The organism is Arsenicibacter rosenii, assembly GCF_001870735.1.
GTDB classification, from domain to species: Bacteria; Bacteroidota; Bacteroidia; order Cytophagales; family Spirosomataceae; genus Arsenicibacter; species Arsenicibacter rosenii.
The window spans coordinates 832169-853268 of sequence record NZ_MORL01000001.1 but is presented as its reverse complement, the minus strand read 5'-3'; the positions used below and the strand labels follow the sequence as shown (position 1 = coordinate 853268).

16 protein-coding genes are annotated in these 21100 nt (G+C 52.4%); 6 read left to right on the top strand and 10 right to left on the bottom strand.

The window, feature by feature from the left end:
* Window positions 1–62 precede the first annotated feature (62 nt).
* Window positions 63–2351 (top strand): FdhF/YdeP family oxidoreductase, encoded by a 2289-nt coding sequence (locus tag BLX24_RS03220; RefSeq protein WP_071501594.1) that lies wholly within the window; start codon window positions 63–65, stop codon window positions 2349–2351.
* Here the strand turns inward: BLX24_RS03220 and BLX24_RS03215 are convergent.
* Genes BLX24_RS03215 through BLX24_RS03205 form a run of 3 tightly spaced genes read right to left on the bottom strand, consistent with a single transcriptional unit; the run spans window position 2319 to window position 4295 of the window.
* Window positions 2319–2981, bottom strand: a complete 663-nt coding sequence (locus tag BLX24_RS03215) for an SCO family protein (protein WP_071501593.1) — start codon at window positions 2979–2981, stop codon at window positions 2319–2321. The genes BLX24_RS03220 and BLX24_RS03215 overlap by 33 nt on opposite strands.
* The gene (locus BLX24_RS03210) at window positions 2974–3558 is read right to left on the bottom strand and encodes a toxin-antitoxin system YwqK family antitoxin (RefSeq protein WP_143092549.1); all 585 of its coding nucleotides are present in this window, start codon (window positions 3556–3558) and stop codon (window positions 2974–2976) included. Before BLX24_RS03210 ends, BLX24_RS03215 begins: the two co-directional genes overlap by 8 nt.
* Entirely contained in the window at window positions 3555–4295 is a 741-nt protein-coding gene (locus BLX24_RS03205; RefSeq protein WP_071501591.1) for a YHYH protein, read from the bottom strand. The genes BLX24_RS03210 and BLX24_RS03205 overlap by 4 nt, the downstream gene beginning before the upstream one ends.
* A gap of 186 nt (window positions 4296–4481) precedes the next feature.
* On the opposite strand from BLX24_RS03205, the gene BLX24_RS03200 reads away from it, so the two are divergent.
* On the top strand, window positions 4482–5420 hold the full coding sequence (locus tag BLX24_RS03200) for an Rpn family recombination-promoting nuclease/putative transposase (protein WP_071501590.1): 939 nt from the start codon (window positions 4482–4484) through the stop codon (window positions 5418–5420).
* Window positions 5421–5531: 111 nt separating this feature from the next.
* Window positions 5532–9023 carry an isoleucine--tRNA ligase gene (gene ileS, locus BLX24_RS03195; protein ID WP_071501589.1) on the top strand — a complete coding sequence of 1164 codons (3492 nt, stop codon included), beginning with the start codon at window positions 5532–5534 and terminating at the stop codon, window positions 9021–9023.
* 86 nt (window positions 9024–9109) lie between these two features.
* Here ileS and BLX24_RS03190 read toward each other — a convergent pair whose 3' ends face one another.
* The 5 genes from BLX24_RS03190 to BLX24_RS03170 all read right to left on the bottom strand — a co-directional run bounded on the left by BLX24_RS03190 (window position 9110) and on the right by BLX24_RS03170 (window position 14013).
* On the bottom strand, window positions 9110–12067 hold the full coding sequence (locus BLX24_RS03190) for a TonB-dependent receptor (RefSeq protein WP_071501588.1): 2958 nt from the start codon (window positions 12065–12067) through the stop codon (window positions 9110–9112).
* A gap of 111 nt (window positions 12068–12178) precedes the next feature.
* Window positions 12179–12559, bottom strand: a complete 381-nt coding sequence (locus BLX24_RS03185; RefSeq protein ID WP_071501587.1) for a hypothetical protein — start codon at window positions 12557–12559, stop codon at window positions 12179–12181.
* Window positions 12560–12627: 68 nt separating this feature from the next.
* Window positions 12628–13137, bottom strand: a complete 510-nt coding sequence (locus tag BLX24_RS03180; RefSeq protein ID WP_071501586.1) for a Spy/CpxP family protein refolding chaperone — start codon at window positions 13135–13137, stop codon at window positions 12628–12630.
* Window positions 13130–13438, bottom strand: coding sequence for a hypothetical protein (locus BLX24_RS03175; protein WP_071501585.1), 309 nt, complete (start codon window positions 13436–13438; stop codon window positions 13130–13132). Before BLX24_RS03175 ends, BLX24_RS03180 begins: the two co-directional genes overlap by 8 nt.
* Before the next feature lie 2 nt (window positions 13439–13440).
* Complete coding sequence (locus BLX24_RS03170; RefSeq protein ID WP_229201681.1) at window positions 13441–14013, bottom strand: RNA polymerase sigma factor; 573 nt, start codon at window positions 14011–14013, stop codon at window positions 13441–13443.
* Window positions 14014–14147: 134 nt separating this feature from the next.
* On the opposite strand from BLX24_RS03170, the gene BLX24_RS03165 reads away from it, so the two are divergent.
* On the top strand, window positions 14148–14483 hold the full coding sequence (locus BLX24_RS03165; protein WP_177225764.1) for a fibronectin type III domain-containing protein: 336 nt from the start codon (window positions 14148–14150) through the stop codon (window positions 14481–14483).
* Window positions 14484–14897: 414 nt separating this feature from the next.
* Window positions 14898–17015: a DUF11 domain-containing protein gene (locus BLX24_RS03160; protein ID WP_177225763.1), complete on the top strand. Its 2118-nt coding sequence runs from the start codon at window positions 14898–14900 to the stop codon at window positions 17013–17015.
* A 20-nt stretch (window positions 17016–17035) separates the two neighbouring features.
* Here the strand turns inward: BLX24_RS03160 and BLX24_RS03155 are convergent, their stop codons facing one another.
* Complete coding sequence (locus BLX24_RS03155; RefSeq protein WP_071501805.1) at window positions 17036–18238, bottom strand: aminotransferase class V-fold PLP-dependent enzyme; 1203 nt, start codon at window positions 18236–18238, stop codon at window positions 17036–17038.
* A gap of 164 nt (window positions 18239–18402) precedes the next feature.
* Window positions 18403–20421, bottom strand: coding sequence for a M13 family metallopeptidase (locus tag BLX24_RS03150; RefSeq protein ID WP_071501582.1), 2019 nt, complete (start codon window positions 20419–20421; stop codon window positions 18403–18405).
* 57 nt (window positions 20422–20478) lie between these two features.
* Between BLX24_RS03150 and BLX24_RS03145 the strand changes: the two genes are divergently transcribed.
* The gene (locus BLX24_RS03145; protein ID WP_143092548.1) at window positions 20479–21063 is read left to right on the top strand and encodes a toxin-antitoxin system YwqK family antitoxin; all 585 of its coding nucleotides are present in this window, start codon (window positions 20479–20481) and stop codon (window positions 21061–21063) included.
* Window positions 21064–21100 lie beyond the last annotated feature (37 nt).

Below are 21100 nucleotides of genomic sequence, written 5' to 3'. Positions count from 1 at the left end.
TCGTTTTTATAGATAAACGATCAGACAGATACCAACGGGCGGTTGACCCGTCTGCCAAAACTATGAACGCGACTCCTCCGGAAGAATTAAGCGGCGAGCTGACCATCGGCGAACACAAGACCGAAGCCGCCGGCCTGACCGCCATCATTAAGTCGTTTGAGCATGTATTTACGCGGACAACACCCGCACGTGGTTGGACAGCGCTCTATAAACTGAATCAGAAAGACGGCTATGATTGTCCTTCATGTGCCTGGCCTGACCCCGACCATGACCGGTCATCCATTGCGGAGTACTGCGAAAGCGGGGCCAAGGCTGTTGCTGATGAGGTCATGACCCGGCATACCGCTTCACCTGTCTTGTTTCAGCGCTACTCCGTGGCGGAGTTACGCGGAAAAACGGATTTCTGGCTGGGGCAACAGGGGCGGCTGACACAGCCCATGCTCCTCGCAGAAGGCGCTACCCACTACAAACCCATCCGCTGGGACGAGGCGTTTGACCGGATCGGTCAGGAGCTGAAGGCGCTTGCTTCTCCTGACGAAGCGATTTTTTATACCTCCGGACGGACGGCCAACGAGACGGCCTGGCTTTACCAGTTATTTGTCCGGATGTTCGGCACCAACAACATGCCTGACTGCTCCAATATGTGCCATGAGTCTACGAGTGTGGCCCTTGGCGATACGTTGGGTCTGGGAAAGGCTTCGATTGTATACGATGATTTTGAAAAGGCTGATGTGATTATCATCATGGGGCAGAATCCGGGAACAAACGCCCCCCGGATGATGACGCCTCTGGAAAAGGCCCGGCGGAAGGGAGCGAAAATTATTGCCGTTAATCCGCTGATTGAAACGGGATTGATGGCCTTCCGCAACCCGCAGAGCCCCCGTGATATGCTGACCGGCGGGCAGAAATTAACCGATCAGTTCCTGCAAATCCGGATCAACGCCGATCTGGCATTGCTGAAAGCTGTCTGCAAGCTGTTACTGGCCGAAGAGCAAAAAGCGCCCGGGACAGTTTTCGATCAGAACTTTATAAAGACCCACACCGAAGGGTATGACCAGTTTATCCATAGCCTGAGCCATTATGAACTGGATGATCTGGTAGGGCAGACGGGTGTTTCGCTGGCCGAAATCCGGCAGCTGGTTGATACCATCAAACATACCCGGAAAATTATCATTTGCTGGGCTATGGGATTAACGCAACACAAGAATGCAGTGGCGACAATTCAGGAACTTATCAACCTGTTGCTGCTGAAAGGTAGTATCGGTATCGAAGGAGGCGGGGCGGCACCCATCCGTGGGCACAGCAATGTACAGGGCGACCGGACGATGGGTATCTGGGAGAAGCCGAAACCCGCCTTTCTGGATAAACTCCGGGAGGTGATCGGGTTTGAGCCTCCGCGTAAGGATGGTTTTGATACGGTTGCTGCCGTAAAGGCCATGCACGAAGGGAAAGCCCATGTTTTCTTCGGCATGGGAGGGAATTTTGCCCTGGCCACATCGGATACCAACTACACGGCCGAGGCCCTGCAAAACTGTCGGTTGACGGTGCACGTGTCGACAAAATTAAACCGCAGCCACCTGACGCATGGCAAAACGGCCCTGATTTTACCGTGTCTGGGCCATTCCGACATTGATGTGCAGGCTACCGGGGAACAGTTTCTGACGATGGAAAACACCACGGGGGTGGTGCAGATGTCGAAAGGGGTGGTTGAGCCGGTTTCAGAACACATGAAAAGCGAACCGGCGATTGTCGCCGGGGTGGCTAAAGCGACCATTGGGAACCGGAACGGTGTTGACTGGGATGCGCTGGTGGCTGACTATGGCCGGATTCGTGAGCTGATTGCGAAAACCGTGGACGGTTTTCAGGATTTTAACCAGAAGGTGCGGAAGCCGGGCGGATTTTATCTGCCAAACGGCCCCCGAAAGCGTAGTTTTCCGACGAGCAGCGGGAAGGCCAGGTTTACGGTGAATGCCCCGGAACAGGCCATCATGAAGCCCGACGAACTGATGCTGATGACCATCCGCAGCCACGATCAGTTTAATACGACCGTCTACGGAAACGATGACCGCTACAGGGGTATTTACAACGAGCGCCGTGTGCTGTTCATGCATAAAGACGATATGGCCAACCGTGGTCTTCATGAGAAACAGGTGGTAGATTTACACAGTCATTACGACGGTAAGCTCCGGACCGCACATCAGTTTATGGTTGTGCCCTATACCATTCCGAGAGGCTGTGTGGCGGCCTATTTCCCGGAAACCAATGTTCTGATTCCCATTGACAGCAAGGCCGACAAGAGCAATACCCCGACCTCAAAATCAATTGTGATCACGGTCACTGCCGCCGTTTAGTGCTTTTATATCCTGAATGAGCTGTTGCACATCAAGCGGAAGCGTTCCGTTATAAATGCCCCGGATGTGCAGATCGCCGTCGATCAGGATCAGGTTTTCGGTGTGCAGAAAGTCATTTTCGCCTTTCTGCACACCGATGTTTTCATCGGCGAAGTATGATTTTCGCGCTAGTTGGTATATGGCGTCATGGTCGCCGGTAAGCAGGTGCCATTTTTGATCAATAACCTGATGCTTTGTCGCATAGGCCCTCAGGACAGGGACACTGTCGCGTTCGGGCGTGACGCTGTAGGAAAGCAGCACAACCTGCGGATTGTCGCGGAAGGCTTCCTGTACTTCGGTCATGCTCCGGGTGAGACGGGGGCATAAGCCGGGGCAACTGGTAAAGAAGAAACCAGCCACGTGTATTTTACCGCTGACTGTCTGTTCTGTGATACGCCTGTTGTTCTGATCGGTAAAGCTAAACTCACTAAGCCGGTGCAGTTGGCCAATCCGTACATCCCCTTTCTCCAGCCATAGCGGCGTAAAATCGGCCGTGTTGTAATAAGGCAGGGGAGCTGTTTTCTTCTGATCCGATCCGCAGCCCGTCAACAGGAGCAGAGCTCCGGCAAGTGCGATAAGGCTTTTACCCATTTTTCAATCCATTTGTTGTGTTTTCGCCCATACAGCCTTTGGCGCCCAGTAAGCCATACCGGCGGCCGTTTCGCATTTCGTAGTTAGCCTTAACCTGCCCGCTTTCAAACCACATTTGCTGCAAACCGGCTTCATGGCCTTCGGCATCGTAATGAAATGAACTGAAGCGCCGGCCGGTCGGATACCAGTTCTGGTGATGGCCGACCGGTATGTCGCGTTCAAAGGTGTAATCGAAACGGCGCTTGCCGTTGGGCCACCAGGCCAGATGGTGGCCTGTTTTGCGCCCTTTATGGTAGTACCGGATTTCAGCTGTCCGTCCGTTTTCATACCATTGCTGGCTTATGCCGTCCGGTTCGCCCACGGCATAAGCCGCTTTTGACTGAATCGCCCCCGATGGAAACCGGCTTACAACAATACCGGTAAACGGAACGCCTTGGTAGGTATAGGTCTGATGCACCGATTCTAAGCCCGGCGTTTGTATGTCCATAACGAGAACCGGCGTGTTTGACGCCACCTGTTGCGTACAACTGCTCCCACAGAAGAACAGCACGACGCCGATTGTCAAGAGCCTGCTCATTGTGAAACCGATCCGGGTGTTCCGTAAAAACCGTTGCCGTTGATGTAAGGATCCTGGGCCGTAATGTGGTAATGGTAGATCCCGTTCGGATATTCGGTCGTAGCATGCGAATGGCCATGATACGCGTCCAGATCACTGTTGCTAACCGCTTTACCGTTCTCCATTGGACCGTACACCGGATAACCATCCAGCAAAAAGCCCAGCAGCGCACTGCTGCCGTACGCTTTAGTCAGGTAGGTTGGTTCAACGTGGTAATGGTACTGGCCGGTTTGCTGCGGATGGCCTCCGTACTGGTCAAACGAATTAATCTCATTGGTCAGTGGCTGGGAGGGACCGGCATACTGATTGAAAAATGGCACACCATTGAGCGAAACCCCGATCGGGCCCAGCGGCGTTGCCTGCGGCGAAGCGGCTTTCGTGGGTGTCAGCGGGATGCGGAACACCAGATTCTGGGTACTGATGCTGTTCGGGTTCTTGCTGAACTTAGCATTTGTCCCGTTATAGGCTTCATACTGACTGCTTGTCGTACTGAAATAAGGGCTTTTATGGTCCGGAATGCCCGTACTTTTAATGACCACATAATTACCGTCTATGGCAACGGACAGCGTACTGTTGAATTTTTTAAAAGCATCCGGCAAGGTGGTTGTCGTTGGGGTTACTGACGAATCAGTGGATTCTTTTTTACAGGCAAGAAGGCCGAGGCCAAGGCTTACGGTGATGAGCAAAAACGTTTTCATGCGTACAATCGGGAATTAGATGTTGTTTATTAAATCTTTAGACGGAGTAACATAAAAAATCCTGCGGCAGGGAGCGTATTTTTTTTAGCTTTGAGCAAGCGGCATTGTCAGACGTATTGTAATGGTGACAAGGGAACTGAAAACCAGTCTTAGTTGTCAATAAGCGTAGCAATTGTACGTTTTCGTATGGAAGAGTCAGCTGATCGTTATCTGAATCCGTTTACTGATTTTGGGTTTAAAAAGCTTTTTGGCGAAGAGCCCAACAAAGAGTTATTGCTTGATTTTCTGAATGAGTTATTAGCTGAACAAGAGGGGCCGATTAAGTCACTAACTTATCTGAAATCGGAACACATGGGGGCTGATGCGCTTGACAGACGGGCAATATTTGACTTGTATTGTGAAAACGAGCGCGGCGAAAAGTTTATCGTTGAACTTCAGAAATCGAAACAGAACTTTTTCAAAGATCGTACGCTGTACTACGCTACGTTTCCTATTCGCGAACAGGCAAAACGTACGGACTGGAACTATGAGCTAAAGGCCGTTTATACCATTGCAATACTGGATTTTGTATTTGATGAAGATAGGGCTGACCGCTCAAAATACCGGTATGATGTCAAATTGACGGACATTGAAACCTGTAAGGTTTTCTATGATAAGCTGACGTTTATCTATCTGGAAATGCCCAAGTTCCTGAAAACAGTCGATGAATTAACAAATCGCTTTGACAAATGGCTGTATGTGCTGCGGAATATGAACCGGCTTAATCGGGTGCCGGAAAAGTTGCGTGAGCAGATTTTTGAACGATTATTTGAAGTGGCAGAGATTGCAAGGTTTTCTCAGTCGGAATTACAGTCGTATGAAGACAGCTTAAAGTATTATCGTGATCTTAAGAACTCATTGGATACTGCCAAAGAAGAAGGCCGCTTAGAAGGGCGTGAAGAGGGCCGCTTAGAAGGACGTGAAGAAGGCCGCTTAGAAGGGCGTGAAGAAGGAGAAAAGGCCGGAGCACTTCGTGAAAAAACAGAAATTATCAGACGTGGCAAGGAGGCGGGCCTTTCGGTTGAAACGCTGGCGAGCCTTACCGGTCTTACGCTGGCCGAAGTCAATGAACTAATTAATACCTGATACCTCTGGTTATTACCTTACAGCCTTGACGGCCAGCTATTGCCCTTTTTACTGCGAAACCTGTACCTTTGCCCCAATTTTTATTTCTGAAAACACCCGGAGTACCTCCTGATGAATTATAAACAATACGATAACCTCAGTTATGCCAGCATCGCAGACGAGGTTTTAAATCATTGGAAACAAACGAATGCTTTCGAGGAATCAGTTCGGATCCGTGAAGGCAAACCATCTTTTACGTTCTATGAAGGCCCGCCTTCTGCCAACGGTGCGCCTGGTATTCACCATGTTATGGCACGGACGATTAAGGATATTTTCTGCCGATACAAAACCCTGCGCGGATTTCAGGTAAAGCGTAAAGGGGGCTGGGATACCCACGGCCTGCCGATTGAGCTGCAGGTGGAAAAAGAGCTGGGCATCACGAAAGAAGATATCGGCAAAACCATCAGCGTTGAAGAATATAACCGGAAATGCCGGGAAACGGTGATGCGGTTTACAGACCAATGGAACGACCTGACCGAAAAAATGGGCTATTGGGTTGATCTGGAGGATCCGTATATTACGTATCAGAATAACTATATCGAGACCCTCTGGCAGTTGCTGAAGCGGTTATACGACAAGGATTTACTGTATAAAGGCTATACGATCCAGCCGTTTTCGCCGAAGGCGGGGACGGGCCTGAGCTCCCACGAACTGAACATGCCCGGCACGTATAAAGACGTGAAGGATACGACCATCGTGGCCATGTTTAAGGCGAAGCTGACGGGCAAATCAGGGTATTTGTTTGATGCTGCCGACAGCGATAACATTTACATCCTGGCGTGGACGACAACCCCGTGGACTTTGCCGGCTAACTCCGCGCTGACCGTTGGGGCCAACATCGACTATGTGCTCGTCAAAACCTTCAATCCGTATACCCATGCGCTGGTGAATATCGTGCTGGCGAAAAACCTCGTTGGCCGGTGGCTCAACGAAAAGGGTAAGGTTGACAACGTAAACGATCCGGCGTTTGGTGCTTATCAGGCGGGGGATAAAGTGCAGCCATGGGCCGTTATCATGGCGTTTAAAGGCGAGCATCTGGAAGGAATCGAGTATGAGCAGTTGCTGCCGTACGTGCAGCCGGAAAAACCTGCCTTTAAGGTCATTCTCGGCGATTTCGTAACGACCGAAGATGGTACCGGGGTTGTTCATACCTCGCCGACATTTGGTGCGGATGACTTCCGGGTGGCCCAGGCCAACGGCATTCCCGCGATCATGGTCCGCGACGAAACGGGTAAGGAAGTGCCGGTGGTCGACCGTCAGGGTCGGTTTGTGAACGAAATTACGGACTTCGCCGGCCGGTATGTCAAGGAAGAATACTATTCGGATGAGGAACGGGCCGATCCCGAATTCCGCCCGACGGACGTGCTGATTGCCATCAAACTGAAAGAAGAGGGCAAGGCATTCCGCGTTGAAAAATACGAACACCCGTACCCGCACTGCTGGCGGACCGATAAACCGGTTCTGTATTATCCGCTCGACAGCTGGTTTATCCGGACAACGGCCGTGAAAGACCGGCTGGTTGAACTTAACAAAACCATCAACTGGAAACCGGAAAGCACAGGGACCGGCCGGTTTGGAAACTGGCTCGAAAACCTCGTTGACTGGAACCTGAGCCGCAGCCGGTTCTGGGGAACGCCGCTGCCGATCTGGCGGAGCGAAGCCGGTGAAGAACATTGCATTGGCTCGGTCGAAGAGCTTATTGCCTTGAGTGAAAAAGCGGTTGAGCGTATGACTGCGATGCTGGCTGAGCACCCGGAATATGCGCCATACATTGACCAGAATCAGTCACTTATTCAATCTTTCGCGCAATCACAGTTAGACGTTCACCGTCCGTATGTTGATCGGTTTGTACTGGTATCGGAGTCGGGTAAACTGATGTTCCGCGAGCCGGACCTGATCGATGTCTGGTTTGATTCGGGGGCGATGCCGTATGCACAGTGGCATTATCCGTTCGAGAACAAAGAGACATTCGATAAATCGTTCCCGGCCGACTTTATTTCGGAAGGCGTTGATCAGACACGTGGCTGGTTCTTCACGCTGCATGCCATTGCCGGTATGCTGGGTACACTCGATGGCAACGTCGACTCGTCGATTGCGTTTAAAAATGTGGTGTCGACCGGGCTGGTGCTCGACAAAAACGGCAACAAAATGTCGAAACGGCTGGGTAACGCCATCGATCCGTTCCGGACGTTGTCGACTTACGGAGCTGACCCCACACGCTGGTACATGATTACCAATGCTGAGCCGTGGGAAAACCTGAAATTCAACCTCGACGGGATCGGGGAGGTGCAGCGGAAGTTTTTCGGTACCTTGCTGAACACGTATAACTTCTTTGCGCTCTACGCCAACCTCGACAATTACCGCATCGAACAGTTTGACCGGGTGCCATACGAGCGTCTGACAGAACTGGACCGCTGGATTATCTCCAAGCTGATGACGCTGGTAAACGAGGTGACCGAGCAGTTCGAAGACTATAACCCGACCAAAGCCGGTCGTCTGATTCAGGATTTTGTCTGCGATCAGCTGTCAAACTGGTATGTACGGCTGTCGCGCCGCCGGTTCTGGACAGGGGCGAGCGAAACCGGTGAACTGACGGAAGACAAACGCGCGGCCTACGAAACATTGCAGCACTGTCTGGCAACGGTGGCCCAGCTGATGTCGCCGATTGCGCCGTTCTTCTCCGATTGGCTGTATCGCAACCTCACCGAATCAGTGCGCGAAGAATCAATTGAGAAAGATACACCGTTTAAGTACGATTCGGTCCACTTTACCGAATGGCATCCGGTTGTCACAGAATGGATTGATACTGAGCTGGAGAAGTCGATGGCGCTGGCTCAGAACGTTTGTTCGCTGGTGCATTCGCTGCGGAAAGGCCACAAAATCAAAGTACGCCAGCCGCTGACGAAAGTGCTCATTCCGGTGCTCAATGCCGAAACACGCGGTTTAATCGAACACGTAGCGCCGATTATCCAGTCGGAAGTGAACGTTCGGGCGGTTGAATTCCTGGATGGTACGTCGGCTGAGGCAACTTCGGGTATCCTGAAGAAAAAGATCAAACCCAACTTTAAGGCCCTGGGCCCTAAGTTCGGTAAGCAGATGAAAGACGTGGCAGCGGCCATTACGGCCATGACCGCCGATGACATCGCGCAGCTGGAGCAGTCGGGTACGTTTTTGCTGCCATCGCTGAACCAGCCCATCACGCTGGCCGATACGGAAATCCTGACTGAAGATGTGCCGGGCTGGCTGGTGGCCAGTGAAGGTGGGCTGACGGTTGCCCTCGATGTGACAATCACCGACGAACTGCGGCAGGAAGGGATTGCCCGCGACTTTGTGAACCGGATTCAGAACCTGCGGAAAGACAGTGATTTTGATGTAACGGATAAAATTACCATCGTACTGGAGCGGAATAACGATACGCTGGCGGCGGCTGTTGAAGCCAATAAAGCCTATATCTGTCAGGAAGTTCAGGCGAACTCGCTGGAGCTGGTCGAAAACCTGAACGGCGGGGCTTCTGAAATTGAAATGGACGAGTTCCTGCTGCGCGTTGCCGTAGCGAAGGCGTAATATAAAGAGCGAAAGAGTGAAAGAGATAAAGAGCGAAAGAGTACCGGGTTAATGGCCGCTCTTTCACTCTCTCGCTCTTTCACTCTTTAATTAAATCCGCCGCGAGGCCCCATGCCACCAGGGCCCATGCCTGGTCCCATACCACCCCGCTCGCGCCACGGGCGCTGCTCCTGGTTATCCTGCGTTGGCATCGAACCCGATTTGAAGTTCCGGAGTGTATACGTAAACGTCAGCATAAAGTACTGCTTTAAGACCAGCGAACGAACGTCTTCGCGGTAAGTCTCCGTCAGCGTACGGGTAATGCTGGTATTCTGGTTCAGCAAGTCAAACACCGAAATTTTCAGCTCACCGGCCTGATTCTTCAGGAATTTCTTACCCACTTCCATATTCCAGAGCGAGAATTGCTGGTTGAAACCGGCGGCCAGACCCGAATAGCTGTAGTAAGAGAAGTCTGTCCGGTACACAAAGCCTTTTCCGAAAATCCAGTTCAGCCGCGCGCTACCGGTCTGAACCGTGTAATTGGAGTTCGACTGAGTCTGTACCGTATTCTGCTGCTGATTATACGAAACGTTGTATCCAAGGTTGAAATCCAGTTTTTCGCTGATGTTGCTGCTGATGACTACCCCCGCGCTGCTTGCATACTGATGCGCCAGATTCAGCACCCGGTTAATCAGACCCGGCGTACGGTTATAGGTAAAGCTGGCATTGACGTTGACCTGACTCTTGATCGTTTTGAGCGGCAGACCGCCCGTTACGAACGTGCGGAAATTCAGGTTGTTGTCATAGTTAACCGGCTGTGTCAGCTGAACTCCTTGCTGCAACACATACCCGTTTGCCAGCGTGGTCGGGCGCTGAGCGATGAATGTCGAAGTACCGATCGGGTTTTGCGTATAGCCAAGGTTGATGAAGGTCAGGAAGCTGGCAGCTCTCGTTGGCTTGGTCAGTGAGTACCGCAGGCCAACGTTATGGCTGTATTCCTGCTTCAGCAGCGGGTTACCGGTCGATACCTGTAACGGGTTGCTGTTGTCCACCACATCCTGTAACTGCGTGATCGACGGCGCGTTGGTCGACGTGCGGTATGTCAGACGAAACTTGTTGTCCTGATTCAGCGTATAGTCGAGCATAACCATGGGCAGCAGGTTGATAAATGACCGGTCGATGTTGGTAAACTGCGGGAACGTCTTCTGGCCCGACAGCTCGGCATCCTGTAAGTTTACCGTCGCAAATAATCCCAGTTTCTTTCCCCGGTAGTTGATTCCGGTACCAAACTGATGCGTAACGTAATCGTTATTGAAGGTGTTGGTCAGCAGCGTATCCAGCCGTTGTACCAGGTGTGTAAACGGGTTATTCTGGTACGTACGCTTGTCGGCGTCGCTGTAGCGGTAGCTGACGTTATAGCTGAACTGCAACTGTGTTTTTTTGCTGAGCGGTTCGGTGTAAGACACGTTTCCCGATACCTGATACCCTTTCGAACGGTTCAGCGTTTTCTGGTCGATCATAGTCGTGTCGGGATTGGTGCCGTAGAACGTATTGTTCGACAGCAGGAAGCTTTTCTGATCGCGGTCGTTCAGTCCCATCCCTAAGTTAACCGAGAGGCTGCGGCCCATTTTGGCAAACCGGTGACGGTACAGGATATTGTTCGACATATTGTAGCCAAACGTTTGGGCCGACGAGGAGTTAGAACCTGTGTTTTGCAAGGCATCGCCCTGACGGGTTGAGCTCGTCACCTCACTGTTTGACCGGTTATCCTGAAAGCTCAGGTTCGGGGTAATCAGCAGGGAGTTATTACGGTCAATGGTATACTCAAACCGGAAATTTACCCGGTGGTTGTTGTTCCGGCTGCCGGAGGTCTGCGTTTCTTCGTAGCGCTGGGTTGTTTCCTGATTCAGAAAATAATCCCGTACCGTCGACTGTTCATTGCGGCTGTTACCCTGGTTAAAGAAATAGCTGCCCCGCACGGCCAGTTTTTTACCCCATTGGTCGCTGTAGTTAAGGCCGACTGAGTGGGTTGTGTTAATCCCGTTTGCGTTACCGACCAGAAAGTTACCGGCACCGCCGCCCCCGAAGTTGCCGCCCCCGCGGGCACCACCACCGCCGCCGCCCCCACCACGGGCACCGCCGCCACCGCCCCGGGTACCCCCGGCGCTCTGAACACCTAATAAATCCTGGCCCGAGAAGTTTTGCTGGTTAATGTTATTCGACAGGCCGATAATGCTTAACCGGCGGTCGCCTTTAAAGAAGTTCATGCTACCCCCTGCCTGATAGGTATCGTTTGTACCATAGCCGGCATAAACACGGCCAAACTGACCGTTCCGGCGATCGCCCCGGGTAACAATATTGATGGTTTTGCTGGTATTGCCATCGTTGAAGCCGGTAAACTGAGACTGATCACTTAACCGGTCGAATACTTCAATTTTATCGACTACTTCGGCCGGCAGGTTACGCAGCGCAATCGTCGGATCATCGCCGAAGAAGGGTTTTCCGTCGACCAGAATCTGCTGTACGTTTTCACCCTGCACCTGCACGGTTCCGTTCTGCACCGTCACACCCGGCATTTTCTTGATCAGGTCTTCGGTCTGGGCATCGCGGTTTACTTTGTAGGCGCTGGCATTAAACTGGAGAGTGTCCCCTTTTTGCTGAGCCGTCGGCGCTTTTCCCACAACCTGTACTTCTTTCAGCTGTTTGGCCGATTCGAGTAATTGCAGCGCACCAAGGCTCTGGCTCTCCTGCAGCAGGTTAACGGTCTGATTGAGCGCATCAAAGCCGACATAGGTAGCCTGAAGCTGATAAGCGCGTTGGGGAATTTTAGGGAACTGAAAGGCACCGTTGACGTCTGTCACGGCATAATGCTTTTCGGCAGTACTGTCCTGGCGGGTCAATACGAGGTTTACCCCGATTAAGGCCTGTCCTTTCTGGTCGGTGACAGTACCGGAGAGAATACCGGTCGGCAGGGCGCCGGTCTGGGGAGGAGCCGTTTGCCCGAACGTAAACTGCCATGCTGAAATGAGCAGAAACAGTGAAAAGAAAATTCTTCCAGGTTTCATAATTGTGTGTTCAGATTGTACCAATGAGTTGTTGAGACAGATGCGTCTCAGGTGAAAATGTAAACAGAATGAGGCAGCGGGTACTGCCTCATCCATAAACCGATACGGGAATTATTTGTTGCGTTGCCCGCCGCCATTGCCGCCGCCACCCGGGCGACCCTGCATTTCGCGCTTGCTCACGAAAACACCTTTTTCGTCAAAAGTCAGCATCAGGCGCTTTTCGCCTTCGGTCATCATGACCATGTACTGGCCTTCCGTACTTTTACCGGCACGACGGAATTCTGCACTGGCAAACTCTTTCTTAACATAATCCTTAATGCTTTGTGGCAGGTCTTTTTCTTCCACCTGCGCCATGTCGCGCATCATCCCGCCGCGGCCACCGCCACGGTTGGTGCTGTCGCGACGGCCTTCGCGGCGTGGCTGGTCCTGGGCAAAACTCTGGCTGATGGTTAAGGTGGCCAGCAAACTGGCTGCTAAGATTACTTTTTTCATGATTGTGTTTAGTATTTATGTCTTAGGACGATTCGGCTGGTGAAACTTGCGGCGGTAGCGAAAAAAAATTAATGTTTTTCATGTTTACGCCAGCCGCCGAACGGAGGGCCGCCGCCGCGCCCCATGCCACGGTCGACAAACGGCATTTCGATCAGGATCTTTTTTAGTTTTTCGCGCTGAACCGGTGTACAGATGGCCGCTACTTTCCGGAAGTGCAGCAGGGTAATGACATCCATACCGGCTACCCGGTTGTTAATCACCGACGCCTTCTCGGTAAGTTGTGCTTCCGTCAGCGTGGTATCATCAAGGAGCTTATAAAACTCCTGACGCGCTTTTTTCAGGTCTTTGGCCATGGGCATAGTCTCTCTGAAATACTGTTTGCGCAGGGTATCAAACTGAACACGCTGTTCCGGTGAAAACTTGAGTGTATCGGCTAAAAATGAGTTCCACCGGTTTCCGCCACGCCAGCGGGGCGGGTGTTTCGGGCCCATGTACAGCCACGCCAGTAAGGCGGCGTTGAGGGCAACCAGCACGATAATGATACCAGTCAACAGGCGGGTTTTTGATTTCTCATTCATTGGCATCCCAGTTAAATTGAAGAAGATGGTATTCGGCTACAAAGCCGTCATAGGTTGTTGATTCAGTTTGCGTCAGGTCGTTGCTGCCATGGTTTACCGCCACAGCCACGTTGATCAGTACCAGCAGGCTCAGGGCCGCAATGGCATACGCCGGATTGAGCAGCCAGCTGACGGGCCTTGCCTGACGGTTATCGAGGCGGGCCTTCACCCGTGTATAAAAAAACGGTTTGGGTTCGGCGGGGGGCAGTTTACCCAGTTTGCCAAACAGCTCGTTCCAGTTATCGTCTTGTGATGCGTACATATTCAATGAAAGATTAGAATGTATTTCAGTTGCTTCTTTAAATTTTGTTTGGCCCGGTGAATCAGCGATTCAACCGAAGAAAGAGACGTTTGCATGACCTCGGCAATTTCCTGGTAGCTCAGCCCATCCAGATGATGGAGGGTAAAGGCTATTTTTTGTTTATCGGCGAGTTGGGCAATGGCAGCAAATAAGTGCTGCATTTGTTCCTTGTCTTCCAGAGCTACCCCCGGATGATGAAAATCAGGCGGGTGGTAAATCACCTCGTTGTTCGCTCCGAACAAACTGCTCAAAAACGAAAACCGCTTCTGTGCCTTCTTTTTCTGGATGGCTTTCAGGGCATTTGACGTAGCAATCCGGTAAAGCCAGGTAGATAGCTTCGCTTCCCCCCGAAAGGCCGTAATCGTCTCATAAACTTCGACAAACACCTCTTGCGCAATGTCTTCCGCTTCTTCTGCGTTTTGTACCAGAGCCAGAATCGTATTATAGACCCGACGCTGGTAGGTCTCTACCAGGTAACGGAAGGCTTTTTCGTCGCCTTTCCGGAGTCGGGGTATCAGTTCTGCTTCTAAAATCAAGGTATTTTGTCGGGGTTATATAGGCTTAGGTCAGAAAGATGCCGGTAACTTGCGGCCTCAGATTAAAAAAATGTCAAAAAAGAGCCGGTTATGCGCCGTAACCCTGCATGCAAAACGACTTAACTCAAAAAAAGATGAATAAACTCTTACCTGTAGCTTATTTATGTATCCTGTTTGCCGTTCCGCCCCGGATCGTCAAAGGCCCCTATATTCAGAATCTGACAGAAAACAGTGTGACCATTTGCTGGCATACCGACGGCCCCGCTAACAGCCGGGTTTTGTATGGCCTCCGGATGAACCAGCTGAATGGCGCGATCTTCAATAACCAGCAACTCACGGATCATTACATAACTCTGAGCAACCTCGAGCCGGGAACCCGGTACTTTTATTCATTCGGCAGCTCCGGCGCCCGCTTACAAGCCGACTCAACCCAGCATTTTACGACAGGATTGAAAAAAAATAAAAAATAAACCGGGGTATAAAAGAAGAATTCCCCTGAGCTGTCATTGGCTTAATTATCAGCTTGTTTACTATTTTATCAGTGCATAGGTGATTGTTTTTTATGTAACTATTTATTGTATAACGGGTATGATAACTGATAAATAGACATAAAGAAAAACATTTGTGAGAATGTAAATGGCATTCCTTTTGATAAGGTTATGACGAATATGTAATTCGTTTATATTCTCTCTTTTCAAGAAGCTAAGGTTATGCCCATTTATTACACTCAGAACGTTTATGCACTTTTCAGAACTGTTACAAAGGCAATGCTATTTAGCCTCTGGCTGCTACTGTTCGCTAATGTAAAAGTATTAGGCGCGAATGCTTACTTAACAGCGCCGCCATCCATCAGTGTTGCTTCGGTTACCGCCTGTACGGGACAGATGGCAACGTTAGTCTCAACCGGATGTACGGGGGCTATCTCGTGGGAAGGAAATGGTGTAAGTATCGGAGGGCCAACACCTTCGATTGGTTTTCAGACGCCATCGGGCGTTCAGACGCCAACCCTTATTCCGTTTAAAATTACCTGCACAGAGAGTTCGTCAGTAGCTTCAACCACGGCCACCATTACGGTCGTACCTGTGCCCTCGCTGACCATTACGGCTTCGGCGGCCACAACCGTCAGTGAAGGAAGTACCGTAACGTTGACGGCGGCCGGCTGCGATTACGGTACAATGCACTGGTCGACGGGCACAGCCGACAACGGCCGGACGCAGATTGTAGTGCTGCCGCTTCAGACAACAACCTATTCGGCCACCTGCACGGTAGGTGATAACTGCCAGGCAACCGCATCCCGGACGGTAACCGTACAGCCGGTACCTAAACTCTCGCTGATAACCATGGTCAGTAAGGCGCGGGCCAGGATTGGGGATGTGCTTACCTATACCGTCATTGTCTCCAATACAGGGAATGCTGCCGCTAATAATGTGGTGGTGGAAGAGTACATTTCGGCGAAAGCAAACTACATTCCTAATTCGGCCACTGCATCAACCGGCACCTTTACGGCCGGCATTCCGACCAATACCTGGGCGTTTGCCACCTTACCGGCCAATGCCTCAGCTACGTTAACCTACTCGGCCAGTGTGGTCGGGGAGGGGGTAGTAAACGTTACCAGTACCATCCAGAACGTGGATACGACACAGGTTTGCACATCCATACCCATCCTTGTTTGTCCGGGAAGTGGTTATGTCGTGCAGGTCAATGCGCCGGCCGGATACAGTAATTATAAATTCTACAATGGCACTGCGCTGGTGCAGGAAGGACCGCTGAACAGTTATACGGCCACTACTGCCGGTGAATATAAGGTGCTGGTTGATGACGGTACCGGCGTATGTCAGCAACAGTCCTGCTGTCCGCTGGTGATCGAAGACGTACCGGTTTCACTGACGCTCACGTCGGCCACCGGCTCAACGCTGGCGTCAGGCTCCAGTACAACCCTGCTCGCCAATGGCTGCCAAAGCGGCACCGTGGCCTGGTCCAATTCGTTGACCGGGGTCAGTCAGGTTGTTTCGCCGACTGTTACAACAGCTTATTCGGCCACCTGTACCACGCCGGAAGGCTGTACGGCATCGGTGTCCATGAGTTTGTCTGTACTTGGGCCGCAGGTTTCGGTGCAGAAGTTCGTTTCGGCTACGAAGGCGCAGTTGGGTAGCCTCGTTACATTTACGGTGGTGGTTGCCAATACCGGTCCTGTGGCGGCCAGTGCGGTTGCTGTCCGTGATTCAGTTGGGGGGGGCGTAATTGTGCCGGGGTCGGTCAATGTATCACAGGGGGCTTTCTCGCCAAACTCACTGACCAGCCTCTGGAACGTCGGTACGCTGCCGGCTAGCAGTACGGCAACTCTGGTGTATTCGGTCAGCATTGTCAATGAAGGAGTGGTCTATGCATCGGCCAATGCAGGCGGGCAGGTATCGCAGGTTTGTTTATCGGTACCCGTTAACGTTTGTCCGGGCGATCCGGTGATGATTGAGCTGACGGCTCCGGCCGGCTATACCCGCTACGAATGGTACCGAGGCACCGAAAAAGTATATGATGGTCTGCTGACGAGCTTTACCGCCACTGCTCTCGGTGAGTACCGGGTGATCGGCTACAAGGGGAATGTGCAGTGTCCTGATCTGACCTGCTGTCCGATCTTTATTGAGTCAGACAGTATTCCGCTCTACGACGTTGTCGCGACCCGCCCGACCTGCCTTACTAACCAGCCACAGGCAAACGGCTCACTGCGTCTGTCCGGTTTGGGCAGCAACACCGGTCAGTTTATGTACCAATACTCGGAAGGAACATCGTTTAACGCGGCAGCGGCACTTCAGCCCGCGCCGGTTCCGGTGCCCGCCGGTGGGGTTATTGCCAGCACACTGAATCAGGCGAAAACCTACACGGTACGGGTGTTCAATGCTCTGGGGTGTTTCCGCGACGTAACGGTCACGTTGTCCGTCAGCTGCGACTGTCCGCCAAATCTCTGCGTGCCGGTTGCCATCCGGAAAACCAAAACAAGACCGTAACCCTGTGGGGTCGCCCCTGCCTATTCCAGACAGCGGGAAATGATCCGGCACACGGCTGCGATTTCGTCACTGGTGTTGAAATAATGCGGAGACAGGCGGATAATCCAGTCAATACCCTTGCGCTGAAAATCGATCAGCGCTGCCTGTGATTGCTGAGCCGTGAAAACAATACCCGCCTGACGTAAATTATTTTCGAGCACGGGAAGGGATTTGTTCGCAGCGTGAAAGGTCAGGATATTACTCTGCACCGAGCCACGGTCCGTCAGCGTGAGCCCCGGGATAGGAGCAAGGCCGTTCCGGAGCTCCTGCATCAAAAGCTGATTATGGGCCGCAATCTGTTGGATACCAATCTGGTTGGCATAGCGAATAGCTTCGGCCAGCCCCATAATCAGAAGCGAAATTTCCTGTGGTTCAAAACGACGGGCAGTCGGCTGAATGTCAAACTGATCCGGTGCTGTCCATATGGCACCCCTGCGGTCGACAAACAACGGAGTAAGGCCGGCTTGTAGCGCCTTGTCGGAGAGGTACAAAAAACCAGTATTGCGCGGCCCCCGCAGAAATTTGCGCCCTGTGGCTACCAGAAAATCGGGCCGGATCCGGGCAACATCCAGCGGCAGTTGCCCCACCGACTGCGCCGCATCGAGCAAATACCAGGCGTCATACTGATGACAAAGCTGCCCGATTGCTTCGGCAGGTAATACAATTCCGGAATTAGTAGGTATATGGGTAACGGCAACCAGACGCGGGCTGTGCCGGCGTATCAGCTCCTCCAGATGCGTCAGGTCCAGGTCTCCGTTCGGGAGGTCATTAATCCGAATCAATTGTATACCGAGCCGCTTTTGCAGGGAAAGAAAAACCAGCTGATTGGAAATATAATCATTCGTTGTGGTCAGTATTGTATCACCCTCGCGAAACGGTATGGATGACATGGCACGGATAAAGGCATCCGTTGCGCTGTAGGCATAGGCAATGTTATCAGGCTTTGTATTGAGCAGCAGCGCTGTTTCGTCGTAAAAGCGGGCAATCTGCCCCGCCTGTTGCCGCTCAGCCCCATAGCCACCCAACCGGTTTTCTAACTGAAGGTGGTGCAGCATGGCTGATAAAACGGGCTCAGGCATCAATGACGCCCCGGCACTGTTCATAAACAGGGTATCATCGCTACAGCCCGGTGTATCCTGCCGGATTCGGGCGATTTGGGGCAAAAACGTTAATTCTGTTTGCATAGGGCAAAAAAAGGCCTTAAAACTGTACGTAAACAGATACACTTTCCGGTATTTGACGGCATACAGTTAATGGATGAGACATGGCTTTGGCGCCGCTACTGGTTTAACCCGCAACATAAAAAAAAGAATCCGGAGGTGTGAAATACCTCCGGATTGATCCTTACTTACCAGACCGTGATCCGGTCTTTTTCGGGCTTATACATTTTGTCGCCCGGCTGTACATTAAAGGCTTTGTAGAACGGGGTGAAATTCATCAGCGGCCCGTTGACACGCCATTTAGCCGGTGAATGCGGGTTGGTATTGACGTACATACCCATGTAGGCATTCCGCGTTTTTACACGCCAGATCCGTGCAATTGAGATGAAAAAACGCTGGTCAGGGGTGAAACCGTCCAGTTTCTTGGTGCTTTTCCCTTGTTCAGTCAGTTTAAAGGCGTCGTAGGCAATGGCCACACCGGCGATGTCGGCCGTATTTTCGCCAACCGTCAGAGCGCCTTTTACGTGTACTGAATCCAGTACCGTAAACTGGTTATACTGGTCAATTACCTGTTGGGTTCGGGCTTTAAACTTGGCGTAATCGGCTTTCGTCCACCAGTTGGCCACATTGCCGTATTTGTCGTACTGGGCTCCCTGATCGTCGAACGAGTGGGTGATTTCGTGGCCGATTACCATGCCGATACCGCCGTAATTCAGCGCATCGTCGGCATTCACATCAAAATAAGGCGGTTGCAGGATACCGGCCGGAAAGACAATCTCATTGAGCGGCGGATTGTTGTAGGCCGTTACGGTGGGTGGGGTGGTATGCCATTCGGTGCGGTCAACCTTCCTGCCGGTTTTGGCCACATTATACAGATAGTCATTCTTATTGGTGGCCAGGCGGTTTTCGAAATAAGCTCCCCGCTGAATCTCAACCGCTGAGTAATCCCGCCATTTGTCCGGATAGCCGATTTTTTCGGTAAAGGCATACAGTTTTTCCTTTGCCCGTGCTTTTGTAGAATCACTCATCCAGTCCAGTTTGGTAATGCGGGTCTCAAACGCTTTTTTGAGATTATCGACCAGAACCGCCATCCGCTTCCGCGCATCTTCCGGAAAATACTTTTTGACATAGAGTTGCGCCAGAGCTTCGCCCAATGATCCGTCGACGGCCTGGGTCATTTCTTCGGCCCTCGTTTTCTTAACGGCCTGTCCCGTCAGCACTTTCGTATAGGCAAACGCCGCATCCACAAACGGCTGGCTCAGGTAATTGGCGTAATTGGTGAGGGCACGGGCTTTCAGATAGAGCTGCCAGTCTGCCAGCGGAACGGCGGTGAGCAGTTCATTCAGTTTGTCGTAGTAGCCCGGTTGGGCGACGTTCACCGAATCGACCTGTACGCCCAGGTGCTGTAACAGCGTCGGCCAGGCTAGTGTCGGATGCTTCGTGGCCAGGTCGGCAACGGCCAGTTTATTGTAGTTGGCCTTTACGTCACGCCGCTCAATGTTGGTCCGGTGAGCGCCGGCCAGTTGTTTCTCAAGGTTATACACAACGGCAGCCCCGTTTTCGGCGGTGGTTTTAGCCGCTCCGGTCAGTTCAAACAAGCGGGTCAGGTAGGTACGGTAGGCTTGCTGGATGCCGAGGGTCGACGAATCTGTTTTAAAATAATAATCGCGTTCGGGCAGCCCGATGCCGGTTTGCTGGAACTGGGCAATGTTGATGCTGCTCTGCCGGTTGTCAGGGCCAACGTAAAACCCAATAACCGAGCGGTTGCCTTCCTTGTGTTCACTGGCAATCAGCGCCAGCATGTCAGGAACGTCTTTCAGCGCATCGATGCGGGCGAGGAGGGGCTTGATCGGGTCATAACCTCGCTTGTTGATCGCGGTGGTATCCATGCCGGACGCATAAAAATCGCCCACTTTCTGCTCCAGACTGCCTTTGGGCTGCGGACTTGCCGACACGCTGTCCAGAATTCCCTGCAACCGGATCCGCTGCGGATAATTGAGGAAAGAGTAGGAGCCAACCCCCGCCTGACTGGCCGGAATCTGAGCCGTATCGTTCCAGATGCCGTTGGCGTAGGTGAAAAAATCATTGCCCGGCTTTTTCGTGGCATCGATGCCGGTGATGACGACGCGTTTTGCGTTCGGGACAGTCCCCCGTTGGCAGGCAGCAGCTGTTAGCAGTACAAGGGCTGGGTAGACAAGTTGTTTCATGTTTTTGATGGTAATGTACGCCCAAAATCGTATTCTATCAACTGTACCGGCAACTACGTGGGCGGGCAACTACGTGGGCGGGCAACTACGTGGGCGGGCAACTACGTGGGCGGGCAACTACGTGGGCGGGCAACTACGTGGGCGGGCAACTACGTGGGCGGGCAACTACGTGGGCGGGCAACTACGTGGGCGGGCAACTACGTGGGCGGGCAACTACGTGGGCGGGCAACTACGTGGGCGGGCAACTACGTGGGCGGGCAACTACGTGGGCGGGCAACTACGTGGGCGGGCAACTACGTGGGCGGGCAACTACGTGGGCGGGCAACTACGTGGGCGGGCAACTACGTGGGCGGGCAACTACGTGGGCGGGCAACTACGTGGGCGGGCAACTACGTGGGCGGGCAACTACGTGGGCGGGCAACTACGTGGGCGGGCAACTACGTGGGCGGGCAACTACGTGGGCGGGCAACTACGTGGGCGGGCAACTACGTGGGCGGGCAACTACGTGGGCGGGCAACTACGTGGGCGGGCAACTACGTGGGCGGGCAACTACGTGGGCGGGCAACTACGTGGGCGGGCAACCACGTGGGGTTGCCCCTACGAATTACCAACCTGGCAGGAACTTCCCGAATGGTGCTGTAAAAAAGAAGGTTCGTTTGTAGCTTTGTTGCATCTTGCG

What these genes read in the sequence shown, in the direction of transcription:
- BLX24_RS03220 (WP_071501594.1), top strand. Translation starts at nt 63, where the DNA reads ATGAACGCGACTCCTCCGGAAGAATTAAGCGGCGAGCTGACCATCGGC.
- BLX24_RS03215 (WP_071501593.1), bottom strand. Translation starts at nt 2,981, where the DNA reads ATGGGTAAAAGCCTTATCGCACTTGCCGGAGCTCTGCTCCTGTTGACG.
- BLX24_RS03210 (WP_143092549.1), bottom strand. Translation starts at nt 3,558, where the DNA reads ATGAGCAGGCTCTTGACAATCGGCGTCGTGCTGTTCTTCTGTGGGAGC.
- BLX24_RS03205 (WP_071501591.1), bottom strand. Translation starts at nt 4,295, where the DNA reads ATGAAAACGTTTTTGCTCATCACCGTAAGCCTTGGCCTCGGCCTTCTT.
- BLX24_RS03200 (WP_071501590.1), top strand. Translation starts at nt 4,482, where the DNA reads ATGGAAGAGTCAGCTGATCGTTATCTGAATCCGTTTACTGATTTTGGG.
- ileS (WP_071501589.1), top strand. Translation starts at nt 5,532, where the DNA reads ATGAATTATAAACAATACGATAACCTCAGTTATGCCAGCATCGCAGAC.
- BLX24_RS03190 (WP_071501588.1), bottom strand. Translation starts at nt 12,067, where the DNA reads ATGAAACCTGGAAGAATTTTCTTTTCACTGTTTCTGCTCATTTCAGCA.
- BLX24_RS03185 (WP_071501587.1), bottom strand. Translation starts at nt 12,559, where the DNA reads ATGAAAAAAGTAATCTTAGCAGCCAGTTTGCTGGCCACCTTAACCATC.
- BLX24_RS03180 (WP_071501586.1), bottom strand. Translation starts at nt 13,137, where the DNA reads ATGAATGAGAAATCAAAAACCCGCCTGTTGACTGGTATCATTATCGTG.
- BLX24_RS03175 (WP_071501585.1), bottom strand. Translation starts at nt 13,438, where the DNA reads ATGTACGCATCACAAGACGATAACTGGAACGAGCTGTTTGGCAAACTG.
- BLX24_RS03165 (WP_177225764.1), top strand. Translation starts at nt 14,148, where the DNA reads ATGAATAAACTCTTACCTGTAGCTTATTTATGTATCCTGTTTGCCGTT.
- BLX24_RS03160 (WP_177225763.1), top strand. Translation starts at nt 14,898, where the DNA reads ATGGCAACGTTAGTCTCAACCGGATGTACGGGGGCTATCTCGTGGGAA.
- BLX24_RS03155 (WP_071501805.1), bottom strand. Translation starts at nt 18,238, where the DNA reads ATGCAAACAGAATTAACGTTTTTGCCCCAAATCGCCCGAATCCGGCAG.
- BLX24_RS03150 (WP_071501582.1), bottom strand. Translation starts at nt 20,421, where the DNA reads ATGAAACAACTTGTCTACCCAGCCCTTGTACTGCTAACAGCTGCTGCC.